General features: G+C 48.4%; 10 protein-coding genes and 2 pseudogenes. 6 read left to right on the top strand and 6 right to left on the bottom strand.

Features of this window, described 5'->3' with window-relative positions:
• A pseudogene (locus tag BZG79_RS05570) lies at positions 1–208 on the top strand (hypothetical protein); the annotation flags it as partial.
• A gap of 92 nt (positions 209–300) precedes the next feature.
• Here BZG79_RS05570 and BZG79_RS05565 read toward each other — a convergent pair.
• Together BZG79_RS05565 and BZG79_RS05560 are read right to left on the bottom strand one after the other, a co-directional pair.
• Positions 301–1,047, bottom strand: a complete 747-nt coding sequence (locus BZG79_RS05565) for an SDR family oxidoreductase (RefSeq protein ID WP_021023766.1) — start codon at positions 1,045–1,047, stop codon at positions 301–303.
• A 16-nt stretch (positions 1,048–1,063) separates the two neighbouring features.
• Positions 1,064–2,659, bottom strand: coding sequence for a methyl-accepting chemotaxis protein (locus BZG79_RS05560; protein WP_077460856.1), 1,596 nt, complete (start codon positions 2,657–2,659; stop codon positions 1,064–1,066).
• Between the two features lie 338 nt (positions 2,660–2,997).
• Here BZG79_RS05560 and BZG79_RS17005 point away from each other — a divergent pair.
• From BZG79_RS17005 to yddG, 3 genes and pseudogenes are all read left to right on the top strand, one after another.
• Positions 2,998–4,992 (top strand): annotated as a pseudogene (locus tag BZG79_RS17005) (PAS domain-containing protein); the annotation flags it as partial.
• Between the two features lie 365 nt (positions 4,993–5,357).
• A complete protein-coding gene (locus tag BZG79_RS05550) occupies positions 5,358–6,608 on the top strand; it encodes an EAL domain-containing protein (protein ID WP_077773906.1) in 1,251 nt (416 codons plus the stop codon).
• Between the two features lie 47 nt (positions 6,609–6,655).
• Positions 6,656–7,579, top strand: coding sequence for an aromatic amino acid DMT transporter YddG (gene yddG, locus BZG79_RS05545; protein ID WP_174566345.1), 924 nt, complete (start codon positions 6,656–6,658; stop codon positions 7,577–7,579).
• A gap of 38 nt (positions 7,580–7,617) precedes the next feature.
• Here the strand turns inward: yddG and BZG79_RS05540 are convergent, their stop codons facing one another.
• The 4 genes from BZG79_RS05540 to BZG79_RS05525 form a co-directional block, all read right to left on the bottom strand.
• The gene (locus BZG79_RS05540; protein WP_077460853.1) at positions 7,618–8,406 is read right to left on the bottom strand and encodes an ATP-binding cassette domain-containing protein; all 789 of its coding nucleotides are present in this window, start codon (positions 8,404–8,406) and stop codon (positions 7,618–7,620) included.
• Positions 8,407–8,411: 5 nt separating this feature from the next.
• Entirely contained in the window at positions 8,412–9,359 is a 948-nt protein-coding gene (locus BZG79_RS05535) for an iron chelate uptake ABC transporter family permease subunit (RefSeq protein ID WP_021023771.1), read from the bottom strand.
• Positions 9,352–10,272: an iron chelate uptake ABC transporter family permease subunit gene (locus BZG79_RS05530; RefSeq protein ID WP_025744503.1), complete on the bottom strand. Its 921-nt coding sequence runs from the start codon at positions 10,270–10,272 to the stop codon at positions 9,352–9,354. Before BZG79_RS05530 ends, BZG79_RS05535 begins: the two co-directional genes overlap by 8 nt.
• Before the next feature lie 136 nt (positions 10,273–10,408).
• Positions 10,409–11,323 carry a siderophore ABC transporter substrate-binding protein gene (locus BZG79_RS05525; RefSeq protein ID WP_077773905.1) on the bottom strand — a complete coding sequence of 305 codons (915 nt, stop codon included), beginning with the start codon at positions 11,321–11,323 and terminating at the stop codon, positions 10,409–10,411.
• Positions 11,324–11,804: 481 nt separating this feature from the next.
• Here BZG79_RS05525 and BZG79_RS05520 point away from each other — a divergent pair, with 481 nt between their 5' ends.
• Together BZG79_RS05520 and deoD are read left to right on the top strand one after the other, a co-directional pair.
• Complete coding sequence (locus BZG79_RS05520) at positions 11,805–11,975, top strand: XapX domain-containing protein (RefSeq protein WP_021023774.1); 171 nt, start codon at positions 11,805–11,807, stop codon at positions 11,973–11,975.
• A 22-nt stretch (positions 11,976–11,997) separates the two neighbouring features.
• Positions 11,998–12,708, top strand: a complete 711-nt coding sequence (gene deoD / locus BZG79_RS05515) for a purine-nucleoside phosphorylase (RefSeq protein WP_077773904.1) — start codon at positions 11,998–12,000, stop codon at positions 12,706–12,708.
• Positions 12,709–12,802 lie beyond the last annotated feature (94 nt).

Below are 12,802 nucleotides of genomic sequence, written 5' to 3'. Positions count from 1 at the left end.
GATCGGCAGTGTCTACCTGCGTGGTGGGGGAAACTACTATCAAACCGAATTTGGGACGGATAAAGACATCGGTTGGGGCGCCAGCGGAACGGTTGGCTTTGAGTTACAACCGACCGTCGGACCTAAAATGAACTTTGAGCTCACCTATGCCGATCGCGGCGATGCCGAAACGAGCTCCGTGAGTGTCGGTACCAGTATCGGCTTTTAACCGCTCATAGCAGGGTGCCAAACAACGGTCGTTACGATATAGATTACCACCGCGCGACATAACGCGCGGTGGTATCATCGAAATACGGCAGACTACATGCCACCAGCAACATCAAATAAACTACCCGTCGAATAAGATGCATTATCTGACAGCAGCCAAGCAATCATTTCTGCTACTTCCAGCGTCGACCCCCCACGACCAAGCGGGATATTATCAGCCACACGCGCGACACGATCAGGCTCTCCTCCTGCCGCATGCATATTGGTATCAATTGGACCTGGGCGCACTGCGTTGACACGAATCCCTTCACGGCCCACTTCTTTCGCTAGCCCCATAGTCAGTGTGTCTAATGCGGCTTTGGTCGCGGCATAATCAACGTATTCATTGGGTGATCCGGTTTTAACCGCTGCGGAGGAAACATTAACGATAGCGCCGCCGTTACCACCACGAGATTGCGCCATGCGATGCACCGCCTCTCGGCAGCACAAAAAGGCACTGGTAACATTGGCTTGAAACATCGCGTTGATCCGCTCCGCATCCATACCGCTGACAGACGATTGCGGCAACATGATACCGGCATTATTCACCAATGCGGTGATATTCCCTAAGCGGTTATCCGCTTCACTGAACAACCGCTTGACACCTTCTTCACTCGACACATCGGCCTGAACGGCGATCGCGTTCACTCCAATCGCTTGAAGTTCATCAACAAGCGCAAAAGCAGATTCACTGTTGCTCAAATAGTTGATGCAAATGGCATAACCACGCTGTGCCAATAACTTCGCCGTCTCGCGGCCAATGCCGCCACTTGCCCCGGTTACAATCGCAACTGGATTCATTGCTACTCCTTTTCGCTCATTCTGCTGATACCGGTGGGTAGTATCCCATTCTCACTGCGCCCCAATGTTTACCTGCAACAAAGAGCGGGACAGAAAGGTCATGCATGACTTCACCGGTATCGCGCTTATAGGTTTGCAGCAGCATGGTATCAGTATGTTGCCCACAACGCCTACCTGTACGGTCATCAAATAAGCGTTTAGTCCGGTTACCGGTGATATCTTGCGCATAATCACCGGTTAATGGCTGACAAAAACGTTGATTATGCGTGGGAACATAACCGTTCGTGTCATTGGCTATCACGTAAACAATATTGTCATCGATGTCCAAAATAGGCTCTTGAATCGGCGGTAATAATCGATCACAAAACGTATCGAAACGGGTGGTGTATTTTTGTGGATGCGTATTGGCAATGGGTTGATAGTGGCGGTCAAACAAATCGGAAGGACTAATCTCGCCCTTCGCAAGGGCCTGTTCAAAAGCCGCTTCAATCCGATCTCGACATACACTCGCCGCTTTGAAAAAACGCTGATGAGGGCTAGCATCGGAGAGCTCAGCAAAAACCGCATTGGTTTTTTCTGCGGTATCCATTAATCCCTCGGCTTCTTTACTCAAGACCGTGACTTGCTCATCACTGATTTCAAGTCCAGATCGGACCTGTACCAGCGCGGATGCAATTTGCTCTAAACTGGCGCTATTCTGTGATGACCCATGGGCTATCTCTTTTACCGCTTCTTCAACCTGATCGGCTCCCGAAGAAAGCTCGGTTAAAATGTGCCCGACACGCTCAACATTTTCAGTGCCTGACTCGACATCGGATGACAAGGCTTGAATATGTGCCATCACATTACTCGACTCTGCCATAATGTGTTTTATGATTGTCGCGACTTCACTTGTGCTCTGTGAAGTCCGCTGCGCAAGCTGTCGTACTTCATCAGCCACCACCGCAAAACCACGCCCCTGCTCACCAGCTCGAGCGGCTTCTATTGCGGCATTTAATGCCAGCAAGTTTGTTTGTTCGGCGATATCATCAATAACTTGTGCGACGGCACTGACTTTATTGACGTTGGCGTCCAGAGCTTCAATTCGCGCAACCGTTTCGGCGGTTTTTTGGTTAATATCTCGCATCTCAGCAATGGATGCGGTCAGTTCATTTACACCCTGCTGACTAAGATCCCGCATACGAGTCACTTGCTCAACCGATTCAGTCTCGACTTGGCAAGCACGCGAAAGAGTTTGCTCAATATGTTGCGCTTTATCGGTAATCTCTACCACCGCAGAAAACTGCTCTGTCAAACGAGCCGTTAAAATGTCAGAGCGATGCGAGACTTCTGCGGCCGTCATCGCGTTCATTGTGGCACGCGTTGCTAATCGTCCAACGGTTTCAGTAGGAATGTCTAGTGTAGCGTTTTCAACTGCAGATTCTTGCTCGTGTCGCGGGAACAGATAGAGCTTTACGGCAAGACCTATGCCCACAGCTTGACAGGCCAATATCAACACAACCCATGTAAATTGCGCCGATACTACAACCCATCCTCCAAATATAGACAGCGCACAAACGACGCCAAATGCGACCCAAAATCCCATTTTGTTATCCACTACGATCCTTGTCATTTTCCACCTATAATCCTTATCTTTGGAACGGATTAGCACACTCAGTACGCTAAAAACCTAACGGTTACAGACACCTGCTAATACCGAGAGACTTTCAGCCTTGGTCCATTACAGATGCCATATTTTTTGGGTCATCGCGGTGAACACGATCAAATTTAGACTAAAGCCGTATGTCTAACATCTTGGGGATTAACTGTTGCGACGCAGTTGCGATACAAAAATAAATGCGACTCATAAACATCGAGAGTGTCTTTGTATGATAATTACCACAAACGTGATTAAATCCCACGCAAAATGCGCTAAGCTCTCCCTAGATTATTGTTATTAATGAGAGAACCATGATCCCCCATCGACGAATTCGCCAATCGATTCAGGCCTTTTTTATCTTAGTCACGATGAGCTTTTCGCTGGTATGGTTCTCATTAGCGGTGCTGCCAGAAAGCGAACAATTCGCCGTGATTTGGTACGTATCGGCTGCCGGCGCATTCGGGTTTAGCTGCTTTTCAGGCTACGTGAGGCTTGTCGCAGCCGCAGGCTTTTTCACCGGCGTCTTTTATGCCGATACCATGATGGGGATTCCCGCTTCACTCAGTGCCAGCATGGCGGCTGTCAACACTGCAACCGCCGGATTAGGTTGCACCATTTACCGATTAACGTACAAACGTTACGGTAACCCGTTCGAGAGTATGTGGCCCTTTATTCGAGGTTTAGCGCCCACACTTATCATCAGCCCTCTATTTGGTRCGACACTCGGTGCCAGTGTTCAGTCAATAGGAACCCATCAACCGTTCGATTACTTAGTACTTCGGTGGTTTATTAGCGAATTTGTCGGTTTTGTCGCCCTATTTCCTCTCTTGTTAGTCGTCAAAGAGAACCTCAGCGAACGACCTAATGATCGACTTGCGAAATCGAGCACGTTTTGGATCGCCTTGATAGCCCTGTGCTTGGCCGCGATCAGTACAATCAGCCTGTTGTTATATCTTTCACCTCACCCGTTTTTGGCGCTCACAGCGCTGTTTTTGTTGGCGGCAACACTGCAAAGTCGTCTGATTGGTTTAGGCTGTATCGCGTTAACATTACTAAGCTTTGACATTTTATCCGCCCTCGGTGCACTGACATTTCAAGTAGAAGCGGATCAAAAAGCCTCACTGTCTCGCATGGCGATGGCTGGTGCCGCCATGATGGTCGGGGTGATAATGACACAATTCGCATATAGCTATCGACGTCATCAAAAGCATCATCTGGAGCAACATGCGTTATTAACCCAAGCGATGCATAACTCCCTTATTGGTATGGCCATACTCGACCCTCGCGGCATCGTTCAAGACGCTAACGCGAGCCTTGCGCAGTTTTTTGCCTGTGAACCGCGTGTATTGCTTGGCTCCCATGTTTCTATTTTTACCCGCGAGCAAGATCAAGCGGCATTAAAAGACTATTTTAATGAACTGATCATGGGTCATACCGATAATAAACGGCTGGAGAAGCGCTTCCTGCGCGCGGATGGGGAGCAAGTATGGGGAAGGCTCTCTGTCACTGCGGTCCGTGACAAACATGCCGGCCATGTGACGCATCTCATCAGCCAAGTCGAAGACATTAATGCACTGAAAGCGGCACAGAGAGAGCAAAAACGCTGGCTAGAACGTTGGCGTTTTGCTTTAGATATCAACAAACTCGCCGTATTTGAATTGAACGTTCATACTGGCGTTATTCTGTTTTCAGGTTGGTCAGCGCCACTATTGGGGATCAGTGCAAAAAGCATCCAAACCTACCAAGCCTGGACCGCCCGAATCCATCCAGACGATTTACACGGCTGGGAGCAAGCCATGCGCCTGCTGGTTGAAGGGCGTACTGATCGTATGATCGAAGTATTTCGCTTTCAAAATGATCAGGGAGATTACCGATATCTACGGCAAGCGTCGGCGCGACAAACCGGTGAAGAGACAGAAACCGTGCTAAGTACGGTAATCGATGTCACCGAACAGCACCTAGCCAACCAACAAACCGATACCTTACGCCGCCGCCTTGAAGCCGCGACCAAAGCTGCTAACATTGGTATTTGGGAGTACAACGTCGCAGACGACACGCTCGAATGGGATGCGCAGATGTATGCGCTCTACGATATACCCGTCTCTGACGGTAAAGAAACATTGGCCACTTGGCAACATCGCCTCCATCCAGATGATGCCGATAGGGTCAAGCGTATACTCGGCCAAGCCCTCAAATATCAACAACGTATCGATACCCAATTCCGGATTCTCGATACTCACGGTCGAACGCGTTACCTGCGTGCCCTTGCCAGTGTACAAATCGATGATAGCGGCAATACCATACGATTGATTGGCGCCAACTGGGACAATACTGAAATCAATGAACTCAACCAAACCCTTGCCCAGGAGCGCGAACAATTAAACGTAGTGATGAATTCCATCAACGATGCCGTAATCACCACCGACGACCAAGGTCATTTAGCCTATCTCAACCATACGGCACAGCGACTGACTCTCAATGGTGAGGATCGGCCCCTTGGACAAACCATCGACGACATTTTCCAACTGTATCGTCAACAACAGCGCGTGCTGCTTTCGAGTTTACATGAAAATCAAACCGCGACCTTTTTTGAAACACAGATAAAAGATGCCTACCAGCTTGTGTTAGCCAATGGGGAGCGCGACCGAACCGCCGGGCCTTTGAAACCATCATGGAAAGGCACCTTACACAACACCATGACGATACCCCGTCGGTACTTGCCTTTGTCGATCTCGACCTGTTCAAAATCATCAACGATTCTGTCGGCCACCATGCGGGCGACGATGTTCTCTGCCAAGTGTCTCAAGCATTGGCTGATAACATTCGCAGTGATGACACCGTTGCACGACTCGGCGGCGACGAATTTGCAGTCCTCCTCACACACTGCAATATGCGGGATGCCAAACAGACAATTGCCGATTTAATCAGTCGGCTCGAGAATCTATCTTTTTCTTATGAAGAGCGGATTTTCGCCATCAGTGCCAGTGTCGGCTTAGTCAATATCGGTGATGACGCCTTAACTCTGTCCGACTTAATGAGCCGCGCTGACGTTGCCATGTATGAAGCGAAGTCAGCGGGCCGTGGACAAATCGTCGACTATAACGATATATCAGGCTTCGCCCAAGGCCGCCACAACGATATGCAAATGGTCGGAAAAATTACCCGCGCATTGGCTGAGGATCGATTTACCCTGTATGGTCAACAAGTCGCTCCCGCGAAAGGACCAACCATTGAACACTGGTATGAACTATTAGTGCGGATGATTGACACGGATGGCAATATCATGAATCCGGGGCAATTTATCCCCGCCGCAGAGACCTTTGGTTACATTCGTGACATTGATGCGTGGGTGGCCAACTATGTGCTCAATACTCGCGCCCAAGAATTGGCCGACTCTGGCCTTAAATTTAATCTCAACCTCTCCGCGCACTCAATCAGCGATCCCAAGTTCCAAACACATTTGAAAGCCCTGTTAGCCTCATCCGTCTTTCCCGCTGAGCGCTTGTGCTTCGAGATCACAGAGTCAGCCTTAATTAGCCACTTAAATACCGCCGTTTCATTTATCGATGAGTTACGCGCCTATGGGGCTCACATCGCACTAGATGATTTTGGCGCCGGCCTATGTTCTTTCCATTACTTGAAACTCTTTAACGTTGATGTCGTGAAAGTGGATGGCCAGTTCGTTGCCAACCTCACCGATAACGAAAACGACATTGACCGAGTGATCCTCGAATCTATCGTCAGTATCTGTGACACCATGGGGTATAAAACTGTCGCGGAGTGGGTGTCTGATGAAGAAAAACTCGCGCGCGTACAAGAGATCGGCATTCATTATGTGCAAGGGTTTTTAATCGACTATCCCACGCCACTTGATACCTTGCTTGCCAACAAAGTATCGAACAAACAAAAAGATGCTGAATAGGGTTGCGAGACGCCGAAAAGATAGGCAATTTAAGCTTTTTGCTTGGACTGCCTGTTATGAATCAATACACGCTTGCAGGGTGTGGTGCAATCCTACTGTGGAGCAGCAATGTCGCATTGATCCGCCACGTGACCGAATTACTTGGCCCTGTAGGTGGCGCTGCCGCCATTTATACTATCGCGGCGCTCTGCTTAGTGGTTTTTGTCGGTACGCCCAAACTCAGCGATTTTCCACGTCGCTACTTAATTGTCGGCGGCGTGTTATTCGTGGTCTACGAATTATGCTTGTCGTTATCCCTAGCATGGGCTAATACGCGCACACAAGCGATCGAAATGGGCGTCATTAACTATTTGTGGCCGTGCTTAACCGTCTTCTTTTCCGTGCTTATTACTCGCCAAAAAGTCAGCCTTTGGCTTTATCCTGCCTTAATGATCGCATTTTTAGGCGTTATCTGGACAGTAGGCGGCAAACAGGGGGTTTCTTGGCATCATTTAGTCGCCAATATTCACTCAAACCCATTGAGCTATATCCTGGCTTTCAGTGGCGCCATCATTTGGGCCATATATTGTAATCTGACCCGCATGAGTGCGCAGGGAAAAAACGGCATCACGTGGTTCTTTATAGCAACGGCCATCACACTCTGGGTCGGTTTTGCACTCTCTGATGCGCCTGCGCTTTCCGGTTCTTGGTCGGAGGCAGTTTATGTGCTCGTGGCCGGTGCGGCAATGGGAGGAGGTTACGGGCTGTGGAACCTTGGTATTCTTAAGGGCAATTTGGTGTTCTTAGCAACCTTGTCTTATTTTATCCCGATCCTATCAACGTTTTTATCAGCGATTCTCTTGTCGACCGAGCTGACGCTCTCCTTCTGGCAAGGCGTGGCGATGGTGACACTCGGCTCATTGGCAAGCTGGTGGCTGACGCGAGCGCCGACCACCAGCAACAAGACCTCGAGTACCGCTAAATCACACTAGTGACGATGTATCCAGCCGCTCTTGCGGCTGGATACAGTTTACTGTGCCAAAGCTAACGCCGGTGTTGCCGCGCCATAATAGAGGCAAATACGCTGACCATTGATTTGTTCAACCTCAAACTCAATCTCGTAAATACGCTCCATCACTGGCTTGGTCACCACCTCATCAACGGGACCGCTCGATACCACTTCACCATCTTTCATCGCGACCATATTGTCCGCATAACAAGCGCTAAAGTTAATATCGTGCATCACGACCACCACGGCCTTGTTATATCGATGTGCCAGGTCTCTGACCGTCTTCATGATCGCCACCGAGTGACGAATATCGAGATTATTAAGCGGTTCATCGAGAAAGATATAATCGGTGTTTTGTGCCACCACCATCGCGATGAATGCCATCTGCCGTTGGCCCCCACTTAATTGATCAATAAAGCGGTCTTGTAACTCCGTTAACCCTAATTGAGCTAACGCTTCATCAATCACCGTATCATCATCTGCAGTCAGTCGCCCTTTAGAGTGGGGAAAACGACCAAATGCCACGAGCTCACGAACACGAAAGCGCATATTGACATTATTCGCCTGCCGCAACACCGCCAGCCTTTTTGCTAATGCCTCATTGCTCCATTCACTGAGCGGTTTATCGCCAATCAAGACTTCACCTGCATCACTGTCAGTGAGTCGACTCGCCATAGAGAGCAGCGTACTTTTCCCCGCACCATTTGGACCAATTATCGCGGTCACTTTACCCGGTGGGAACAACGCACTGGCCTGATTTACCACCTGGGTTTGYCCGTAGGCTTTCGACAATCCAATTAATTCAATCATAATGGTTAAAACTTGTTTTTCGTTAGCAGGTACAAGAAATAGCTTCCACCAACAAAGTTAATAATCACACTGACAGTGGTTTCAAACCCGAACCACTGCTCAACAACATACTGACCGGTTAACAACAAAAAAACTGCCAATACACTGGTCGCAAGAATCAAAAAACGATGCTGATAGCTCACAAACATTTGCCGAGCAAGGCTGACCACAATCAAACCAAAGAACAATACAGGCCCGACCAAAGCCGTCGATACCGCAATCATGATGGCGATGATCACCATCACCTTCAGTGTGAGTCCGCGCATATCGACGCCTAAACTGGTGGCATTATCTTCACCAAGTAAGCAAACATCCAGCTGATTGGCATAGCGGTAAAGCGCCAACAAACACAGCCCTAACACCGGCACACTGATATACACCAGATCGCGATTCGCATTGTTGAAACTGGCAAACATGGCATCTTGAAGTACCGCAAATTCACTGGGGTCAACTAATAAGGTGAAAAACTGGCTAACACTTCCAAACACACTCCCGAGTACGATACCAATTAACAGCAAGGTATAGACGTTAGCGCGATGCCGACGAAAATACAGCGTAAATAGCACGCTCGCCGTCACCGTCATCAATGCCACACTCACCGCAAAGTTTAAATAGGCATTCACCAAAAACAGACTGGTTGAACCAAAGATCACCAGTAACAGGGTTTGCAATAAGACGTACAAACTATCAAAACCAAGAATTGAGGGCGTCAATATTCGATTATTGGTGATGGTTTGAAACACTAATGAAGAGGCCGATATTGCGATCGCTGCCAGCGCAATCGAAAGCACCTTCGGCGTACGCCTAGAAAGAAAGTAAGCATAATTATCCGCGGTAAGGCCATGCCCTAAGAAATAACCGGCGACCAGTAAAACGCCCACCGCAACAAGAGAAAGTTTGAGTCCATCACGCATTGGCTTTATCCCTCATCACTAAGTAGATAAAGACCACACCACCCAAAATCGAAATGATCATGGCAATAGGGACTTCATAAGGGAAGATAATTACGCGGCCTAAAATATCGCAACTTAAGACCAGTACCACCCCCCAAAAGGCGGTCCAAGGCAAATTACGCTTAATGTTATCGCCCATGAACAACGAGACAACATTCGGCACAATCAGGCCAAGAAAAGGGATCACACCGACGATCATCACCACGGCCGACGACAACAAGGCAACCACCATGACACCAAACAGCACCACTTTTTGATAATCCAAACCAATATTCTTGGCGAAGCTTTCTCCAATACTGGCGGCGCTAAATTGGCTCGCATAGGCATAGGCCACGGCACATACAGGCATGGCAACAAACAAGATTTCATAGTTCCCCGCCAACACCGATGAAAAATTGGCCACCGTCCACGCTTGTAAGGTTTGAATCAAATCGTATTTGTAAGCCAGGAACTGAGTAAGAGACGAGACCACGTTGCCGTACATAATCCCGATCAAAGGAACAAGCACGGTATTTTTAAATTTGAGGCGCTGTAAGAAACGGACAAATAGCCAAGTACCTGCCATCGCCGTACCGACAATCACGGTCAGGTCAAGCCATTGGTTTGCACCACTAAAAACCACGAGCGTAACCACATAGCCAAGCAGCGCGCAATCAATGGTGCCCGTGGTATCTGGGGAGGCGAAGCGGTTTTGACAAATCTGCTGCATAATCAGGCCGGCCACACTCAGCCCAGCCCCGGCAAGACAAATAGCCAGCAGGCGCGGAATACGACTGGTGGTAAAAATGGTCCAGGCTTCTGAATCACCGGCCCACAAACTATCCAAAGAAACGTGGGCGACACCGATAGATATCGACAATAGCGCCAGCACCATAAGGATAGGAATAGAAAGATACTTCACAACACGACTACCGTTGGGTCTGAAACCACAAAGACCCGGGAGAAGCCCGGGTCAACTTTTATCTGTAAAAAAGCAATCTATACAGAAAGCGATGCGTCATCAAAAACGATTAAAGTACGCGATTGACATCGTCGATCATTTTATCCATCGCCGTCATCCCAGCCATGGTGATATACCAAGCAGTTGGATCTAAGTAGCTGATACGTTGATTTTGGTGCGCCGGTGTCTTATTTACCAATGGGTTATCGAAACGCGCTTTAGCTTTTCCCTGTCCCTCACCAATCGCTTGCTCACGATCAAGCACCAGCAACACATCTGGATTGGCATCGGCAATGTATTCAAAAGAAATCAGGTTGCCGTGAGAGCCAGCCACTTCTACGTCATCACTTTTCGCAGGTTTTAGTCCCAGCTCGTCAAAAACCAGACCAAAGCGGCTTTTCTCACCAAACATCGCCACTTTACTGCCGTTGCTCATCACCATAAGCGCGTTGAAGTTATCTGCCACCGCTTTTTCATGTGTTTGTGCAATTTTGGTATTTACCTGGTCGATAATGGCTTCCACTTTTTCTTGTTTGTCGAAGACATTACCCAGCATGCGCCAGTTTTGCTGAACACTCTGCCAATAATGGTCATAATCGGCTTGGAACATAATGGTTGGCGCAATTTCTTCTAATTCACTCATCAGCGACGCCATACGCGCCTCTGCGATGATCAAATCCGGTTTTGCCGTAAAGATTGCCTCATAATCAGGCTCTTTAACGGTCCCTACCGCCACATACTTATCATCTTGGTAAGTTTTTGCTAAGTAATCTGGCATCAATGATTTCACCACGCCTACAGGTTCAACCCCCAGGCGGTCAAGCACATCGAGGCTGCCTTGCCCAAGCACAACCACACGCTGCGGCACACCGTCAATCTCAACGGTGCCCATGGCATGGTGGATGGTTTTTGCAGCAGCGTGACCACTTAATACCAAAAAAACGGTTAAAAGAATGAATTGGAAAAATGAACGAAAAGCTTGCATAGCCCTTTCCTCGCAAAAATTGATGGCAGCATGCTAACGCAGTTAAAACGCCAAGTCACGAATAGAAGTGAGAATTATTCATATTCATAACTCTATTGATAAAGCCGGATCAACACACCATCACGATAAGGGCGTCAGTTACTAAAACTGTTTTGATCTTGCGCAAAATAAAGACAGATATCAGCCAGTGTTGTGTCTATTTCCCGTTTTTATCCGCGAATAAACCATCGAATCGGACCTATTTGGTTACAACGCAAGCGATTGCGCCGACACTATCAACATATTTAGTAATCATTGGCCAGTTTACGGGTTAACATGGATATAGTTGTGATCAAGATCGCGCGGATATATGCGCTGGTTACATACACTAGACTCATCTCGAGCGGTATGACTGAAACGATAATTAAAGACAGCTAAGACTGTCGCAAATTCGGTACCGGATTGAGCTGAACTGCATCTAACGAGTTGTTTGAGGGTTATAATGAACGAAATTTTACTTGCGGTCGTCGCTGGCGCCATTGTTGGCTTTTTCTTCAGCGCGATCAAGTTACCATTGCCTGCTCCCCCGGTGATTTCTGGGATCATGGGCATCGTTGGTATCTACCTTGGCGGCATGGCTTATCAAGCCGTGATCGAACGCTTTTTCTCTTAACTTTAGATAATTGGAGCACACTATGGCTACCCCACATATTAACGCTGCAGACGGCGCATTTGCTGAAACAGTCCTGATGCCAGGTGATCCACTGCGCGCGCAGTACATTGCCGAAAACTTTCTAGAAAACGCGGAACTGGTCACTGATGTCCGTAATATGTTCGGTTACACCGGCACTTACAAAGGCAAAAAAGTATCGGTAATGGGTCACGGTATGGGTATCCCATCGTGCTCCATCTACGTCCATGAGCTGATCAAAGATTACGGTGTTAAAAACGTCATTCGCGTCGGCAGCTGTGGCGCAGTAAAAGATGATGTCAAACTGATGGACGTGATCGTTGCACAAGGCGCTTCCACCGACTCAAAAGTAAACCGCACCCGTTTTGCCGATCATGACTTCGCCGCTATTTGTGATTTCCATCTTATGGAAACTGCCGTTGGTGAAGCGCGTAAACAAAACGTCTCTGTGCGCGTTGGTAACGTATTCTCTGCGGATCTCTTTTACAGCCCAGAAGCCGATCTGTTCAACAAAATGGACAAACTTGGCATTCTTGCCGTTGATATGGAAGCAGCGGGTATCTACGGTGTCGCTGCAGAGCTAAACGCGCGTGCTCTCACCATTCTGACCGTGTCTGACCACATTATTCGTGGTGAAGTACTGAGCTCAGATGAGCGTCAAAAGTCGTTTAATGAAATGATGACTGTCTCGCTCGAGACCGCGATCAACCTGTAAATGTGGGTTGGAGGAAACGTGCCAAGCGGTAAACTGCCACCCGCTGCCGGTCAATTGCAGCTGAATTTTTGTAAAACCTTGACCTGTCCTAACT

The sequence above is a fragment of the Salinivibrio sp. MA427 genome (assembly GCF_001996115.1).
Lineage (GTDB): Bacteria > Pseudomonadota > Gammaproteobacteria > Enterobacterales > Vibrionaceae > Salinivibrio > Salinivibrio costicola.
This window is presented reverse-complemented; position numbering and strand designations above follow the sequence as displayed.